The organism is Burkholderia sp. NFPP32 (genome assembly GCF_900119325.1).
GTDB classification, from domain to species: Bacteria; Pseudomonadota; Gammaproteobacteria; order Burkholderiales; family Burkholderiaceae; genus Burkholderia; species Burkholderia pyrrocinia_C.
Map to the genome: position 1 here is coordinate 231,896 of NZ_FPJP01000007.1, position 15,386 is coordinate 247,281.

15 protein-coding genes and 1 pseudogene are annotated in these 15,386 nt (G+C 67.9%); 11 read left to right on the forward strand and 5 right to left on the reverse strand.

All coding sequences use genetic code 11. The features are described 5' to 3' along the window. Positions 1-15 precede the first annotated feature (15 nt). Both mgtA and BT264_RS16745 read left to right on the forward strand, forming a co-directional pair. Positions 16-2,778 carry a magnesium-translocating P-type ATPase gene (gene mgtA, locus BT264_RS16740; RefSeq protein WP_072438934.1) on the forward strand — a complete coding sequence of 921 codons (2,763 nt, stop codon included), beginning with the start codon at positions 16-18 and terminating at the stop codon, positions 2,776-2,778. Positions 2,779-2,854: 76 nt separating this feature from the next. Continuing rightward, the gene (locus BT264_RS16745; protein WP_072438936.1) at positions 2,855-3,598 is read left to right on the forward strand and encodes a transporter; all 744 of its coding nucleotides are present in this window, start codon (positions 2,855-2,857) and stop codon (positions 3,596-3,598) included. A 78-nt stretch (positions 3,599-3,676) separates the two neighbouring features. On the opposite strand, the gene BT264_RS16750 is transcribed toward BT264_RS16745, so the two are convergent. Next, positions 3,677-3,961: a transcriptional regulator gene (locus BT264_RS16750; RefSeq protein ID WP_110281303.1), complete on the reverse strand. Its 285-nt coding sequence runs from the start codon at positions 3,959-3,961 to the stop codon at positions 3,677-3,679. A 71-nt stretch (positions 3,962-4,032) separates the two neighbouring features. After that, entirely contained in the window at positions 4,033-4,908 is an 876-nt protein-coding gene (locus tag BT264_RS16755; protein WP_072438940.1) for a LysR family transcriptional regulator, read from the reverse strand. A gap of 51 nt (positions 4,909-4,959) precedes the next feature. On the opposite strand from BT264_RS16755, the gene BT264_RS16760 reads away from it, so the two are divergent. The 6 genes from BT264_RS16760 to BT264_RS16785 all read left to right on the forward strand — a co-directional run bounded on the left by BT264_RS16760 (position 4,960) and on the right by BT264_RS16785 (position 9,441). Continuing rightward, positions 4,960-5,238 (forward strand): hypothetical protein, encoded by a 279-nt coding sequence (locus BT264_RS16760; protein WP_072438948.1) that lies wholly within the window; start codon positions 4,960-4,962, stop codon positions 5,236-5,238. Between the two features lie 231 nt (positions 5,239-5,469). Beyond that, on the forward strand, positions 5,470-6,552 hold the full coding sequence (locus tag BT264_RS16765; protein ID WP_072438950.1) for a serine hydrolase: 1,083 nt from the start codon (positions 5,470-5,472) through the stop codon (positions 6,550-6,552). Positions 6,553-6,596: 44 nt separating this feature from the next. Then, the gene (locus BT264_RS16770) at positions 6,597-6,833 is read left to right on the forward strand and encodes a DUF7661 family protein (RefSeq protein WP_072438952.1); all 237 of its coding nucleotides are present in this window, start codon (positions 6,597-6,599) and stop codon (positions 6,831-6,833) included. 73 nt (positions 6,834-6,906) lie between these two features. Beyond that, positions 6,907-7,362 carry a MarR family winged helix-turn-helix transcriptional regulator gene (locus BT264_RS16775; protein WP_072438954.1) on the forward strand — a complete coding sequence of 152 codons (456 nt, stop codon included), beginning with the start codon at positions 6,907-6,909 and terminating at the stop codon, positions 7,360-7,362. A gap of 67 nt (positions 7,363-7,429) precedes the next feature. Next, positions 7,430-7,993 (forward strand): isochorismatase family protein, encoded by a 564-nt coding sequence (locus BT264_RS16780; RefSeq protein ID WP_072438956.1) that lies wholly within the window; start codon positions 7,430-7,432, stop codon positions 7,991-7,993. After that, the gene (locus BT264_RS16785; protein WP_072438958.1) at positions 7,990-9,441 is read left to right on the forward strand and encodes a DHA2 family efflux MFS transporter permease subunit; all 1,452 of its coding nucleotides are present in this window, start codon (positions 7,990-7,992) and stop codon (positions 9,439-9,441) included. Before BT264_RS16780 ends, BT264_RS16785 begins: the two co-directional genes overlap by 4 nt. A gap of 36 nt (positions 9,442-9,477) precedes the next feature. On the opposite strand, the gene BT264_RS16790 is transcribed toward BT264_RS16785, so the two are convergent. Further along, positions 9,478-10,131, reverse strand: coding sequence for a LysE family translocator (locus BT264_RS16790; RefSeq protein ID WP_083534060.1), 654 nt, complete (start codon positions 10,129-10,131; stop codon positions 9,478-9,480). Positions 10,132-10,182: 51 nt separating this feature from the next. Here BT264_RS16790 and BT264_RS16795 point away from each other — a divergent pair, with 51 nt between their 5' ends. Further along, complete coding sequence (locus BT264_RS16795; protein WP_218173346.1) at positions 10,183-11,049, forward strand: LysR substrate-binding domain-containing protein; 867 nt, start codon at positions 10,183-10,185, stop codon at positions 11,047-11,049. A gap of 13 nt (positions 11,050-11,062) precedes the next feature. Here BT264_RS16795 and BT264_RS16800 read toward each other — a convergent pair whose 3' ends face one another. Then, complete coding sequence (locus BT264_RS16800) at positions 11,063-11,233, reverse strand: hypothetical protein (protein WP_371287106.1); 171 nt, start codon at positions 11,231-11,233, stop codon at positions 11,063-11,065. Here BT264_RS16800 and BT264_RS16805 point away from each other — a divergent pair. After that, positions 11,226-11,426: pseudogene (locus tag BT264_RS16805) on the forward strand (mechanosensitive ion channel family protein); the annotation flags it as partial. The gene BT264_RS16800 and the pseudogene BT264_RS16805 overlap by 8 nt on opposite strands. 51 nt (positions 11,427-11,477) lie before the next feature. On the opposite strand, the gene BT264_RS16810 reads toward BT264_RS16805, so the two are convergent. After that, the gene (locus BT264_RS16810) at positions 11,478-12,899 is read right to left on the reverse strand and encodes an aminotransferase-like domain-containing protein (protein WP_072438960.1); all 1,422 of its coding nucleotides are present in this window, start codon (positions 12,897-12,899) and stop codon (positions 11,478-11,480) included. Between the two features lie 155 nt (positions 12,900-13,054). Between BT264_RS16810 and BT264_RS16820 the strand changes: the two genes are divergently transcribed. Further along, entirely contained in the window at positions 13,055-15,379 is a 2,325-nt protein-coding gene (locus BT264_RS16820; protein WP_072438961.1) for an FdhF/YdeP family oxidoreductase, read from the forward strand. Positions 15,380-15,386: the final 7 nt, after the last annotated feature.

Below are 15,386 nucleotides of genomic sequence, written 5' to 3' on the forward strand. Positions count from 1 at the left end.
GCGCCAGGAGCGACCATGACACAACGAAACCATTCCCAGAAAAAACAGCGCGGCTTCATCAAGACCGGCCCCGGTCAGCAGAACGAACCGCGCATCATGCGCGCCGCGCAGGAAGCGGCCCGCCCGCTCGAAGACACGCTGAAGTCGCTGCGTACCAGCACGCGCGGCCTCACCTACGGCCAGGCCGCCGACCGCCTGCAGCACCACGGCCCGAACGAAATCGCGCACGACAAGCCGCCGCACTGGTCCCGCCAGTTGCTGATGTCATTCCACAACCCGTTCGTCTACGTGCTGCTGGTGCTGGCCGCCATCAGCTTCTTCACCGACGTCTACTTCGCGGCGCCCGGCGATCGCGACTACGTCGGCATGACGATCCTGCTGACGATGGTCACGATCAGCGCGCTGCTGCGCTTCGTGCAGGAATTCCGTTCGCTGCGCGCGGCCGAGAAGCTCAAGGCGATGGTCCGCACGACGGCCACCGTGCAGCGCGCGATCACCGATACCGCCGAGCCGGCGCGCCGCGAGGTGCCGATGCGCGAAGTCGTGCCGGGCGACATCGTGCACCTGTCGGCCGGCGACATGATCCCCGCCGACGTGCGCCTGCTCGCGTCGCGCGACCTGTTCATCAGCCAGGCCGTGCTCACGGGCGAAGCGCTGCCCGTCGAGAAATACGACACGCTCGGCGCGGTCGCCGGCAAATCGGCGAGCACCGGCACGGCCGGCGCGGCGAACGATGCGTCGACGCCGCTGCTCGATCTCGAGAACGTCTGCTTCATGGGCACCAACGTCGTCAGCGGCACGGCGACGGCCGTCGTCGTCGCGACCGGCGAAGATACGTACTTCGGTTCGCTTGCGCGCAACGTCGTGAGCCACAAGCGCATCGAGACGAGCTTCGACCGCGGCGTCGCGAGCGTGAGCTGGCTGCTGATCAAGTTCATGTTCGTGATGGTGCCGATCGTGTTCATGATCAACGGCCTGACCAAGGGCGACTGGCTGAGCGCACTCACGTTCGCGCTCGCGGTGGCCGTGGGTCTCACGCCCGAGATGCTGCCGATGATCGTCAGCGCGAACCTCGCGCGCGGCGCGATCGCGATGGCGCGCCGCAAGGTCGTCGTCAAGCGGCTGAACTCGGTGCAGAACTTCGGCGCGATGGACGTGCTGTGCACCGACAAGACCGGCACGCTCACGCAGGACAAGATCATCCTCGAACACCACCTCGACCTGTCCGGTCACAAGAACGAGGAAATCCTGCGGCTCGGCTGGCTGAACAGCTTCCACCAGAGCGGCCAGAAGAATCTGATCGACATCGCGGTCGTTGCACGCGCCGACGAGATCGGCGAACGCGCGAAGCCTCAGGGCTACAAGAAGATCGACGAGCTGCCGTTCGACTTCGTGCGCCGCCGCCTGTCGGTCGTCGTCGAGGATACGCGCGGCACGCACCTGCTGGTCTGCAAGGGCGCGGTCGAGGAAATGCTGGCCGTCTCCACGCATGTGCAGGATGAAGACGGCGTGCGCCCGCTCGACTTCGTCGCGCGCAAGCGGCTGCTCGAACAGGCCAACGCATACAACGAGGACGGCTTCCGCGTGCTCGTGCTCGCAACGCGCACGATCCCGCGCGGCGACGAACGCGAGCAGTACCGCACCGCCGACGAACGCGACCTCGTCGTGCGCGGCTTCCTCACCTTCCTCGATCCGCCGAAGGAGTCGGCCGCGCCGGCACTCGCCGCGCTGCGCGAGAACGGCGTCGCGGTGAAGGTGCTGACGGGCGACAACCCGACCGTCACGATGAAGGTGTGCCGCCAGGTCGGCCTCGAACCCGGCAAGCCGATCCTCGGCGCGGAAATCGAGGCGCTCGACGACGCAACGCTCGCGCAGGTCGTCGAACGCACGACCGTGTTCGCGAAGCTGACGCCGCTGCAAAAGGCGCGCATCGTCAAGGCGCTGCAGGCGAACGGGCACACGGTCGGCTTCCTCGGCGACGGCATCAACGATGCGCCCGCGCTGCGCGACGCCGACGTCGGCATCTCGGTCGACAGCGGCGCCGACATCGCGAAGGAAACCGCCGACATCATCCTGCTCGAAAAGAGCCTGATGGTGCTCGAGGAAGGCGTGATCAAGGGCCGCGAGACGTTCGGCAACATCCTGAAGTACCTGAACATGACCGCGAGCTCGAACTTCGGCAACGTGTTCTCGGTGCTCGTCGCCAGCGCGTTCCTGCCGTGGGAGCCGATGCTCGCGACGCAGCTGCTCGTGTTGAACCTGGTCTACGACACGTCGCAGATGCTGCTGCCGTGGGACAAGATGGATCCCGAGTTCCTGAAGAAGCCGCACAAGTGGGAAGCCGGCAACATCAGCCGCTTCATGCTGTGGGTCGGGCCGACGTCGTCCGTGTTCGACATCACGACCTACGTGCTGATGTGGACCGTGTTCGGCGCGGGCGCGATGTATCACCTGCACGGCGGCACGGGCGGCCAGATCGTGATGAACTCGGGCTGGTTCATCGAGAGCCTCGTGTCGCAAACGCTCGTGGTGCACCTGCTGCGCACGCAGAAGATCCCGTTCCTGCAAAGCACGGCCGCGCTGCCGGTACTGCTGTCGACGGTCACCGCGATCGCGATCGGCTGCTGGCTGCCGTTCTCGCCGTTCGCGGATGCGCTCGGCTTCATGCACCTGCCGGGCACCTTCTGGCTGTGGCTCGCCGCGACGATGGTCGGCTACATCCTGCTCGCGCAGATCGTCAAGACGATCTATGTGCGTCGCTACAAGCAGTGGTTCTGATTCCGTTCGGATAACGACGTGCCGGCCCGCGCGATGCGCGTGGGCCGGCCTTTCACGACGCTTCAAGGGTAATGCGATGAAAAGAATCCTTCCGCTCGCAGCCGCGAGCGCACTCCTCGCACCGCTCGACGCCTATCCGGCCCACCCGCTCGTCAGCGACGATACGGGCACGCAGGGCAATGCGAACTGGCAGTTCGAGTTCAACGCCGAGGAAACCTCGAAACAGGAAGACAGCGGCCGCCACCAGCTATGGAACGCGACGCTCACGCGCGGGTTCGGCGAACACGTCGACCTCTATGTCAACACGCCTTATACGCATCTGCAAACGCGCACCGACGAAAACGGCGCGGGAATCGGCGATGTCGAGATCGGCATGAAATGGCGCTTCGTCGAACGCGGGCCGCTGTCGCTCGCGCTGAAACCGAAGGTGACGATGCCGACCGGCAACGACAGTCGCGGGCTCGGCACGGGCCGCGTCGGCACCGGCGCGACGCTGCTCGCACAGGCCGACGTCGCGCGCTTCTCGCTGCTCGCGAATGCGGGCCTCGCGTACCAGCCGAATCGTCAGGGCGACCTGACGTCGGTCTGGGCCGTGTCGGGCGCGGCGCTCTACAAGGCAACCGACCGGCTGCAGCTCGTGGTCGACGTCGGCATGTCGCGCAACACCGAAAGCACCGCCGGCGCGAATCCGGCGTTCGTGCTCGCGGGCGCGATCTATTCGCCGACACGCTGGCTCGATCTCGACGTCGGCTACCGGCGTGGGCTGAACGACCAGACCTATCGTCATTCGGTGATGGGCGGCATGACGGCGCGGTGGTGATACACAGGCTGGCGCGGTGCACGCGTCGAGCCGCAACACGACGGGCCGCCGTTCATTCACGGCGGCCCGTTTTTTCATTCATCCGGCGTCGTTCGCGCCGAACAGTTGCGCGCACACGGTGCGCCCTTCGTCGGTCAGCGCGGCGCTGCCGGTGCCGTCCTCGTTCAGCGTCGTCGCGCTCAGGCCCGCGGCATCGAGCTGCGTCAGCACGCGGCGCAAAGTGCTCATCGGCAGTTGCGCGCGCTTCGCGATCTTCGGCAGCGACCACGTCTTGCCGGCCGGATCGCTCGCGGCCTCGTTCAGCGTCGCGAGCGTCGCAACGAGTGCGGGATCGAGCGGGGATTCGTCGGATTCTGAAGTCATCGGTTCGGGTTCGTGAGCCGGTGCCGGACCGGCAGTCATCCAGGATGCAATCGCGGACACTATACGCCGCGTCACGCACCCTTGATCGCGGCACGCATGAACGACACGAAATGCGTCGTGACGGGATCGTCGCGACCCGACAGCCACGCCAGCCCCACGCGCCACTTCGCGTCCCTGCCGTCGAGCGGCAGCACCGTCGCGTCGCGCAGCAGGTACTGCGCGCGCGACGGGATGAACGCGACGCCGACACCGGCCGCGACCGACGTCAGCACCGACTGCACATCTTCCGCCTGCTGCGTCACGTGCGGCACGAAGCGGCGCTCGATGCACCATCGGTCGATCTGGGCAGCGAGCCCCGGGCCGCGCGCCCGCTGCAGCGCGATGAAACCGATCTCGTTGAGCACGTCGAGGTCGGCCGGCACGCGCTTGAAGCCGAGGTGCGGCGGCACCGCGAGCGCGAGCCCTTCGTCGATCACCTTGAACGACGACAGCCCGTCGTCGGACGGCAGGCGCAGGAAGCCGGCGTCGAGCTTGCCTGCGCGCAGCCGGCGCGTCTGCTCGGACGACGACAGGTCGCTCAGCGTGACGGCGATGCCCGGATTGCGGCGACGAAATTCCGCGACCAGCTTCGGCACGAGCGTCAGCACGGACAGGCAGATGCCGAGCCGCAGATGCCCGCGCTGTCCGCTGGTCGCCTCCCGCGCACGCGCGAGGATCTCGTCGGCATCGCGCACGAGCGCCTGCGCGTCGGGCAGGAAGCGTTCGCCGAACGGCGTCAGCTCCGCGCCGTGCCGCCCGCGCTCGAACAGCTTGCCGCCGAGGCTCGCCTCGAGCGCGCCGATCTGCTTGCTGAGTGCCGGCTGGCTCATGTGCAACGCACCGGCCGCGCGGCTGAAATGGCACAGCTCGGTGACCGTCAGGAACGTTCGCAGCAGTTTCAGTTCCATTCTTGAAGGGAATCGTAACGATCGAAATATTCATTTTACTGATCGAATGCAATGACGTTCAATACGGGCATGCCCTTCCCGGAATTTACTGTCATGTCACTAGATCACGTGTCCGAATGCGTGGCGGCCCCATCCTGCGATGGCGCGGTTGCAAACGAACGCACCGCCGCCGTCGATACGCGCGCACCGAAACGTCGTGCCGAACGCAGCGACGGACGCAGCCGCCGTTTTCGCTTCGGCGATGCGATCGAAGACGCGCCGCCACGCGCCGTGACGGGTTCGATCGCGATCAGTTTTGCGGTCGTGTCGCGGCGGAACTGGCCGCGCTGAACTGCGCCCACCTCCTGCGGTGCGCCTGTCCGGCACGGCGCGCCTTTACGATTTTCATCACACGCACGCCGTTGACCGGCAGCAAAATAACGACACGAATCTGCGTGCATCACGCGCCATTGCGCGCGATCCAATCGTCATCGCCACGCGATCGACCGTATAATTTCCCGCACCCGCTGACCGCCCATACATTCCGCGCAGCCGCATCGCGCGTGAAAAGGAGACTTTCGCTTGACCGGCCTCATCGCGCGCCTGCCTCGCGCCCGGACCACCCTGATCCTCGCCCTCTCGTTCCTGCTGCTCGCGTTCGCCGCGAACGCGTCCGCGCAGCGCACGCAGCCGCATCGCACCGCGCACGCCCACGCGCATACGAAGGCGGTCAAGAAGAAGCCTGCCCACCGCAAGATCAAGGCCGTCAAGCATCGCCGTCTGCACGCGAAGCATCGTGCAGTCAAGCGTCATGCGGCGCCGGCCCCGCAACATCGCCGCGCGAAGCGCACGACCGCCGTACGCCCGCGCCCGGCGGCCGCCAAACCGCGCCTGATGGCAAGCTGCGGCTATAGCCCGCGCGCGATCAGGTTGTTGCATTCACGCGCAGCCTATGTGCTCGACGTCGACTCCGGCACGCCGCTGCTGGCCCGCAACGCGCGCACCGTGCGGCCGATCGCGTCGATCTCGAAGCTGATGACGGCCGTCGTCGCACGCGACGCCGACCGTCCGCTGAACGGCGTGCTGCGCGTCACCGCGCACGATCGCGACACGATCAAGTTCACCGGCTCGCGATTGCAGGTCGGCTCGGAGCTGTCGCGCCGCGACATGTTCCATATCGCGCTGATGTCATCGGAAAACCGCGCGGCCGCCGCGCTGAGCCGCGACTATCCGGGCGGGCGCGCCGCGTTCGTCAAGGCGATGAACCGCGAAGCGCGCCGGCTCGGCATGCGCCGCACGCACTTCAGGGAGCCGACCGGCCTGTCGCCTCACAACGTGTCGACGGCCGAGGATCTCGCGAAGCTCGTCGGCGCGGCGGCGCAGGATCCGCTGATCCGCTATTTCTCGACGGATACGTCGACCACCGTGCGCCCCGGCGACGGCGAGCTGCTGTACGTGAACTCCGACCCGCTCGTCCGCTACCGCCGCCTGCCGATCCGGCTGCAGAAGACGGGCTTCATCAACGAATCGGGGCACGGCGTCGTGATGCGCATGCGCGTGAAGGGCCGCCGCGAAACGGTGGTGCTGCTCGGCGCGCCGACGCGCGCCGGCGTATCGAGCGACGCACTCAAAATCCATCGCTGGCTGACCTGCTCGATCCAGTAAGCGCGCACAGGCGGCCGGCGCGTTCACCCTACGGGAGCGATGCCATGCAGCGCGAATACCGCTTCAGCGCATTCGGACGGCTGCTCGCCGTCGTGCGCGCGAACGGCCGCTGGACCGTGTTCGATCTCGGCGCCGAAGGCAAGCGGCGCCCGGCCGACCTGCAGATTCCATCCGCGCTCGCCGCGGACGAACTCGCGCAATATCTCGGCGACCTGCTGCACGAGAACGCCACGCCTAAATACAGCGAAGTCGTGCCGGTCGCCCTGCCCCGCCGCACGTAACCGCGTGCCGGGCGGTGCCGCGATCTGCCGGCCAATTCGACAGTTAAACTTGCAAGTTTAACTGTCGTGTTCTATGATCCGCCGCATGAACCCGCCACGCAAACCCGGCGTTTCCGCCGACCTCGTCGCCGCCGACCTGACCCTCGCGGTCGGCCAGTTGATCCGTCGGCTGCGCTCCGAGATCGAATCCGAAGGGCTCGGCATGTCCCAGACGAGTGCGCTCGCGCGGCTCGAACGGCACGGGCCGATGACGACCGCCGATCTCGCGCGCGCCGAGGCGATGAAACCGCAGTCGATGAAGGCGATCCTCGCGAGCCTCGAGGAAGACGGTCTCGTCGAACGCGAACCGCATCCGACCGATGGTCGCCAGATCCTGTTCATGCTGACCGCCGCTGGCCTCCACGCACGCCGCAAGCGCAATGCCGCGAAGCACAAGTGGCTTGGCGCGGCGATCGAAAGGCTCGCCCCCGAAGACATCGACACGCTCGCCGCCGCGATCCCGCTGATTCGCCGCATCGGCGAGCAATGACCCCGGCCTGCGTGCCACGCGGCATTCGCGCGCCCGCCTTCCTTCGTCCATTCCACGGAGCCCCATCATGAGCGCAACCCGTCTCGACACGAACACGGCACTCGTCGTCATCGACCTGCAGAAAGGCATCGTCGCCCTCCCCACCGCACACCCGGTCGCGCCGGTGATCGCGCACACCCGTGAATTGCTCGACGCATTCCGCAGCCGCGACCTGCCGGTCGTGCTCGTCAACGTCGCCGGCGGCGCGCCGGGCCGCACGCAGCAGCAGGTGCGCGTGGACGCCCTGCCCGCCGACTGGACCGAACTCGTGCCCGAGCTGAACCGGCAGCCGGGCGACCATGCCGTGACGAAAAAGACCTGGGGCGCATTTACCGGTACGGATCTCGACGCGCACCTGAAGGCGGCCGGCGTCACGCAGATCGTGCTGACCGGCGTCGCGACGAGCATCGGCGTCGAATCGACCGCGCGACAGGCCCACGAACTCGGCTACAACGTGACGCTCGCCGTCGACGCGATGACCGACCTCAACTCGGACGCGCACGCGAACAGCGTCGAGCGCGTGTTCCCGCGCCTCGGCGAAACGGGCTCGACGCAGGACATCGTCGCGCTGCTCGACCGGCGCGGCGCGTGAGCGACCGACGCGCGCAGCCGGCGGGCCCCGCAGCCGGCCGGCTCGATCCGTCGATCTGGAAGGTCAGCGCGGTCGCGACGCTCGGCTCGCTGCTGTCGCAGCTCGACGCGACGATCGTCAACGTCTCGCTGTCGAGCCTCGCGACCGACCTGCACGCGAGCCTGTCGACGATCCAGTGGGTGACGAGCGGCTACCTGCTCGCGCTGACGCTGGTGCTGCCGCTGAACGGCTGGCTCGTCGACCGCATCGGCGCGAAGGCGCTGTACCTGTGGTGCTTCTCCGCGTTCACGCTCACATCCGCGCTGTGCGGGCTCGCGTGGTCCGCGCCGTCATTGATCGCGTTCCGCGTGCTGCAAGGCGTCAGCGGCGGGCTGCTCGCACCGATGGCGCAGATGATGATCGCGCGCGTCGCCGGCCAGCAGATGGCGCGCGTGATCGGCTACGCGGCGGTGCCCGTGCTGCTCGCGCCGATCCTCGGCCCCGTGGTCGCCGGCGCGATCCTGCAATACGCGTCGTGGCGCTGGCTGTTTCTCGTGAACCTGCCCGTCGGCGTGCTGGCGCTCGCGCTGGCCGTGCGGTTCCTGCCCGGCGACCGTGACGAAGCACAACGACGCGAACTCGACTGGATCGGTCTCGCGCTGTTGTCGCCGGGCCTCGTGCTGTTCCTGTACGGCGCCGAACGGATCGGCACGGCGCCCGGCATCGCCGCGATCGCATGCTCGGCGCTGCTGCTCGCCGCGTTCCTGCGCTTCGAGCAACGCAAGGGCGAACACGCACTGATCGATCTCGCGCTGTTTCGCTCCCGCGTATTCGGCGCAGCGGCCGGCACGCAGTTTCTGTCGAACGGCGCGATGTACGCGGGCCAGATGCTGATCCCCGTGTTCCTGATCCAGGCGTGCGGGCGCTCGCCGGGCGAGATGGGTTGGCTGCTTGCGCCGCTCGGGCTCGGCATGCTCGTCACCTATCCGTCGATGGGCGCGTTGACGAGCCGGTTCGGCGTGCGCCGGCTGGCCGCCGCCGGTGCGTTGCTCGCCCTCGTCGCGACGCTGCCGTTCGTGTCCCTCGCGCTGACCGGCTACGATCCGTACGTGCTCGTGGCCGCGCTGTTTTTGCGCGGCATGGGCCAGAGCGCGATCGGCGCGCCGTCGATCTCCGCCGCATATGCGTCGGTCGAGCGCCGCAACCTGCCGATGGCGACGACATCGCTCAATATCGTGCAGCGCCTCGGCGGCCCGACGTTCACGACGATATGCACGCTGTTCCTCGCATGGCGGCTACAGGCCGAATCGTCGGCGGGCGGGGGCACGCAAGCCGCCGCATACGCGTGGGCGTTCGGCCTGCTTTGCGTGCTGCATGCGGCGAGCTTCGTCACGACGCTGCGGCTGCCGTTGTGGTCGGCCGGTACGGGCGGACGAACTGCCGGCGCCGCGCGCGCCGGTTCGCGCTGAACGTGGACGCGCCGCCGCGATGCGCGCGCAGCGTCGCTACGGCAGCCACATCGGCACGATCGACACCACGAGCAGCACGCCCAGCCCCGCATTCAGGCAGCGCCACTGCCGCTCCGTGCGCAACACGCGCGCGAACAACAGCCCGGCGAAACACCACAGCGACAACGACGCCATCGCGGCCAAGCCGAACGCCAGCCCGAGCAATACGCCGAGCCGCGCCGGCCCGGACGCGAGCGCGGCGAACGACGCGGCCGCGCCGAGCGTCATCGCCCAGCCTTTCGGGTTGTGCCAGAGCATCCAGACGCCGCTGACGAACCCTTGCGGCCGGTGCACGGCGGCATCGAGCCGCGGCTTGCCGCCGCGCCCGATGCGCACGGCCAGCCACACGAGATACAGCGAGCCGGCCGCCTTCATCGCGAGCTGCAACGCGGGCAGCGCAAGCAACACGCTGCCGAGCCCGGCCGCGGCGGCGGCCGCCATCGACGCCAGGCCGGCCGCGATGCCGGCCATCAGCGGCAGCGACCGCCGATAGCCGAAATGGGCGCCCGATGCGGTTGCGAGCGTCGTCGCGCCGCCCGGCGTCACGGTGGACACGATCACGAACAGCATCAGCGGCAGGTAGTCGCGAAGCAGCACGGAAGCTCCCGGTTGTCGTCGTCGAAGCTCCCGTTTTACCCGCGATCTTGCCATTACGACAGCGAAAGCTTTTTATGTCTGCCATTAGCATTCATAATCCGACGCATGGTACGCAATCTCGACATCGCGCTGCTGCGCGCCTTCGTCACGGTCGCCGATCATCGCAGCATGACGGCGGCCAGCCGCGCGCTGCACCTGACGCAAGGCGCGGTCAGCCAGCAGGTCGCGCGGCTCGAAACGCTGTCCGGCCCGCTGTTCGTCCGCGAGCATCGCAACCTGCTGCTCACCGCAGCCGGTGAGCGGCTGCTCGAACAGGCGCGCCGGCTGCTCGCCGTGCATGACGCGCTGCTGACCGACCTGACGGCCGGCGCGGTCGACGGCGCCGTTCGCCTCGGCGCACCGCAGGATCTCGTCGGCACCTGTCTCGCGCCGATCCTGAAAGGCTATGCGCAGGCGCATCCGCAGGTCGCGCTCTCGCTCGTGTGCGCGGCATCGCCGGAACTGCGCCGGGGGCTCACGCAGGGCGATCTCGACGTCGCGCTGATCGAGGCGCCGGTCGGGCCGTCGCGCGGCGAATGCATCGCGGTCGACCGGCTGGTCTGGGTCGGTGCGAAAGGCGGCACCGCGCACCGGAACACGCCGCTGCCGGTGTCGATGGTCGCGCAGACCTGCGCGTTCCGCCCGACCGTGCTCGACGCGCTGCGCGGCAGCGATCGCGCGTGGCGCACCATGTTCGAGAACGGCAGCTTCGACGCGACGGCCGCGACCGTGCGCGCCGATCTCGCGGTGACCGTGTGGCTCGCGTCCACCGTGCCGGCCGACCTCGACATCCTGCCGGCCGGCAGCGGCCTGCCCGCGCTGCCGAACTTCGCGATCAACCTTCATCTGCCGCGCGGCCAGCGCACGCCGGCCGCGACGGAACTGGCCCGCCACCTGCGCAACGGCTTTGCGCGCTTGCGCGCGGCCGCGTAGCGCGCGGTTCACGCTATACGGTGCCGGGCTCCTGCGGCGCCTGATGCAGCGTCTCGAAGATGCGCGACGCGCCGACGACCTCGGTGATCCGGTGACGATCCATGTCCGCGCGCAGATAGCGGTTGACGCGCCCGAACAGCACGCCGATCCCGCGCGCGGGCAGCATCCTGACGAGATCGGTCATGACCTGGGAACTGATCACCGAGAGCTACCAGAACTGGCGCGGAATGACCGAAGCGGGCGGCCGCCGCATCAAGCGCGCGCTGTTCGTCGACGCGACGAGCGTACGCTTTCTCGCGAACGACGAGATCGAACGGCTCGAACGCCTGACGCTGCTGAAGGACTATCTCGAGGACAAGGTCGACGCGATCGAGCAATGAAACGGCACGCTCGGCGCGGCCGCCGCCTGCCACCCGGCATTGCGCCGTTCACCTCGCTGCGCACTCCGATGCGAGCCGCCCCAGCAGCTTCAGCGCTTCCTCGATCTGCCGCGACCACGGATAGCTGTAGTTGAGCCGGATGAAATGCCGGTAATCGGTGCCCGCCGAGAACATGTGCCCGGGCCCAACGGTGATCCGCTGAGCGAGCGCGAGCGTGTAAAGCCTCATCGCATCGACCTGCGACGGCAGCTCGACCCACAGCACATACCCGCCCTGCGGCTGCGACAGCCGCGTGCCTTCCGGAAAGAACCGCCGCACCATCGCGCTCATCAGGCTCGCCTGCTGCGCGTACTGCTTGCGCATGCGCCGCAGATGGAAATCGTAGCCGTCATGTTTCAGGTACTCGGCGATCGCCAGTTGCTCGATCGCGGGCGTCGCGAGCGTGTTCAGGAATTTCAGCTTCTCGACCTGGTCGCGGTAGCGGCCGGGCATCGCCCAGCCGATCCGGTAGCGCGGCGACAGGCTCTTCGTGAACGACGCGCAATGCAGCACGAGCCCGTCGCGATCGAACGATTTCAGCGCGCTCGGCGTCGTGTCGCCGAAGTGCAACTCGTGATAGACGTCGTTCTCGATCGCCGGCACGCCGTGCTTCGCCAGCAGCTCGACGAGCGCGCGCTTGCGCGCGTCGGGCATCTGGAAGCCGAGCGGATTCTGGAAATTCGGCATCACCATGCACGCGGCGATACGCTCGCGCTCGAGGATCCGTTCGAGCGCGTCGAGATCGATGCCGTCGACCGGATGCGTCGCGACTTCGAGCGCGCGCATGCCCATCCGCTCGATCGCGTGCAGCATCGCGTAGAACGTCGGCGACTCGACGGCGATCGTGTCGCCCGGCTTCGCGACGGCCTGCAGGCACAGGTTGATCGCCTCGGTCGCGCCGATCGTCATCACGATCTCGCCCGGCTCGACCGCGATTCCGCGCTCCGCATAACGCCGCGCGATCTGGCGGATCAGTTCCTGGTTGCCGGGCGGCAGGTCGTCGATCACGCCCCAGCGCGTACGGCGGCGTCCGATCGCCTGCGCATAACGCGCGAGCCGCTGCACCGGGAACTGCGATGCATCGGGATACGGCGAACCGAGCGGCACCGCATCGTCGCGCGCGATCGAGCGCAGCGTCGACAGCACGAGCCGGCTCACGTCCACCGCCGACGGCTCGGCGGCCGGCGCCGACATGTGCAGTTCGGCCTCGGTCGGCGCCGCCGCGCGCGCCCGCACGAAATAGCCCGACTGCGGCCGGCTTTCGATCAGGCCGCGGCTTTCGAGCACGAGGTATGCGCGCAGCACCGTCGTGACGCTGAGCTGCTGCTGCCGGCTCGCCTGCCGCACCGAAGGAATCCGCTCGCCGGGCCGATACACGCCGCGCTCGATCTGCGCCTGGAGATCGTCGGCCAGTTGTTCGTAACGCTTCACGCGCCTCCCTTTCAACTTCCCTTCAACAACACAGTTGCGATCCGCACTGTATGAATGGCCGAAACTGTACTCTTTTTTGAAGTGAACAGGTGTACACACAGCCGGACGGGTGCCGCGCGTACTCTGCACCCATCGACCCCGACACCTGCTGCACCATGAAAAAGAAATCCGCCACCGCGCGCATCGAACCGTACACCCACCCGGCCGCCGGCTGGGGCGCGCTGAAAGCCGTCACGATCAACTTGATCAAGGAAAAGGTCGCCGGCGGCAACTACCGTACGCTGCTGCGCCAGAACCAGCCGGACGGCTTCGACTGCCCCGGCTGCGCGTGGCCCGACCGCCAGCACGCATCGACGTTCGAATTCTGCGAGAACGGCGTGAAGGCGGTGGCCGCCGAAGCGACGAGCAAGCGCGTGACGCCCGAATTCTTCGCCGCGCATACGGTCACCGAGCTGCTCGAACAGTCGGATTTCGAACTCGAACAGCACGGCCGGCTCACCGACCCGATGGTGTACGACGCGCAGACCGACCGCTACGTGCCGATCGCGTGGGACGATGCGTTCGAACTGATCGCGCGCCACCTGCGCGCACTGCCCGACCCGAACCAGGCCGCGTTCTACACGTCCGGCCGCGCGAGCAACGAAGCGGCGTTCCTGTACCAGCTGCTCGTGCGGCGGTACGGCACGAACAACTTCCCCGACTGCTCGAACATGTGCCACGAGGCGACGAGCCGCGGGCTGCCCGCGTCGGTCGGCGTCGGCAAGGGTACCGTCACGCTCGACGATTTCGAGCATGCGGACACGCTGCTGATCTTCGGCCAGAACCCCGCGACCAACCATCCGCGGATGATGGGCGAACTGCGCGAGTGCGCGAAGCGCGGCGCGACGATCGTGTCGATCAACCCGCTGAAGGAGCGCGGCCTCGAACGCTTCGCCGATCCGCAAAGCCCGCTCGAGATGTTGACGATGTCGGGCACAAAGATCGCATCGACGTTCATCCAGCCGACGATCGGCGGCGATTTCGCGCTGATCAAGGGGATGGCGAAGCGCGTGCTCGAACTCGACGACGCCGCGCGCGCCGCCGGTGCGCCGCGCGTGCTCGACACCGCGTTCATCGGCGAGCACACGGCCGGCTTCGACGCGTTCGCCGACGACCTGCGCAATGAAAGCTGGTCCGCGCTGACGGCCGAAAGCGGCGTGCCGTACGAGCAGATCGACGCCCTCGCGCAGCTGTATGCGCGCAGCGAGCGCGTGATCGCGACGTGGGGCATGGGCATCACGCAGCACAAGCATTCGGTCGCCACCGTGCAGATGCTGACGAACCTGATGCTGATGCGCGGCAACATCGGCCGCCCCGGCGCGGGCCTGTGCCCGGTGCGCGGCCACTCGAACGTGCAGGGCAACCGCACGGTCGGCATCGAGGAAAAGCCGTCACAGGCGTTCCTCGACCGGCTCGGCCACGTGTTCGATTTCGAACCGCCGCGCCATCACGGCTACGACGTCGTCGAGACGATCGAGGGAATGCTCGAAGGCCGCGTGAAGGTGCTGATCGGCCTCGGCGGCAACTTCGCGATGGCGACGCCCGACACGCCGCGCACGTGGGAAGGCATGCGCCGCTGCGACCTGTCGGTGCACATCACGACGAAACTGAACCGCAGCCACCTGATCCACGGCCGCGACGCGCTGATCCTGCCGACGCTCGGCCGCACCGAAATCGACCTGCAGGACAACGTCGCGCAAGGCGTGACGGTCGAGGATTCGATGAGCATGGTCCACGTGTCGTACGGGATGAACAAGCCGGCATCGCCGAACCTGATGTCGGAGCCCGCGATCGTCGCGCATATGGGCCACGCGCTGTTCGGCAGCGGCAAGATCGACTGGCTCGCGTACAAGGACGACTACGCGAAGATCCGCGACGCGATCGAGGCGACGCTCGACGACTTCTACGACTACAACACGCGCATCGCGCGGCCGGGCGGCTTCCACCTGCGCGTCGCCTCGCGCGACCGCGAATGGCTCACGCCGACGGCCAAGGCGAACTTCATCGCACACGCGCTGCCGACCGACACGCCGATCCAGCGCGCCCGCGCGCTGCACGGCGAACGCCTGATGACGCTGATGACGACGCGCTCGCACGACCAGTACAACACGACCGTCTATGGGCTCGACGACCGCTATCGCGGCGTGTTCGGCCAGCGCCGCGTGGTGTTCGTCAACCGCGACGATCTCGCGATGCTCGGCCTGAAGGCCGGCGAATGGGTCGACATGGAAACCGTGTGGCACGACGGCATCGAGCGGCGCGCGGACGGCTTCCTGCTCGTCGAGTACGACATCCCGCGCGGCTGCATCGGCGCGTACTACCCGGAAACCAACCCGCTCGTGCCGCTCGACAGCGTCGGCGACGTGTGCAACACGCCGACGTCGAAGTCGGTGCCCGTGCTGCTGCATCGCGCGGCCGCCCCGGCATCGATCGCCGCCTGACGGAGCC

Excerpts from the sequence above, each read along its gene's own strand:
- BT264_RS16795 (WP_218173346.1), top strand. The coding sequence starts at position 10,183 with ATGGTACGCAATCTCGACATCGCGCTGCTGCGCGCCTTCGTCACGGTC.
- BT264_RS16780 (WP_072438956.1), top strand. The coding sequence starts at position 7,430 with ATGAGCGCAACCCGTCTCGACACGAACACGGCACTCGTCGTCATCGAC.
- BT264_RS16745 (WP_072438936.1), top strand. The coding sequence starts at position 2,855 with ATGAAAAGAATCCTTCCGCTCGCAGCCGCGAGCGCACTCCTCGCACCG.
- BT264_RS16755 (WP_072438940.1), bottom strand. The coding sequence starts at position 4,908 with ATGGAACTGAAACTGCTGCGAACGTTCCTGACGGTCACCGAGCTGTGC.
- BT264_RS16820 (WP_072438961.1), top strand. The coding sequence starts at position 13,055 with ATGAAAAAGAAATCCGCCACCGCGCGCATCGAACCGTACACCCACCCG.
- BT264_RS16775 (WP_072438954.1), top strand. The coding sequence starts at position 6,907 with ATGATCCGCCGCATGAACCCGCCACGCAAACCCGGCGTTTCCGCCGAC.
- BT264_RS16760 (WP_072438948.1), top strand. The coding sequence starts at position 4,960 with ATGACGTTCAATACGGGCATGCCCTTCCCGGAATTTACTGTCATGTCA.
- BT264_RS16770 (WP_072438952.1), top strand. The coding sequence starts at position 6,597 with ATGCAGCGCGAATACCGCTTCAGCGCATTCGGACGGCTGCTCGCCGTC.
- BT264_RS16750 (WP_110281303.1), bottom strand. The coding sequence starts at position 3,961 with ATGACTTCAGAATCCGACGAATCCCCGCTCGATCCCGCACTCGTTGCG.
- mgtA (WP_072438934.1), top strand. The coding sequence starts at position 16 with ATGACACAACGAAACCATTCCCAGAAAAAACAGCGCGGCTTCATCAAG.
- BT264_RS16800 (WP_371287106.1), bottom strand. The coding sequence starts at position 11,233 with ATGACCGATCTCGTCAGGATGCTGCCCGCGCGCGGGATCGGCGTGCTG.
- BT264_RS16790 (WP_083534060.1), bottom strand. The coding sequence starts at position 10,131 with ATGGCAAGATCGCGGGTAAAACGGGAGCTTCGACGACGACAACCGGGA.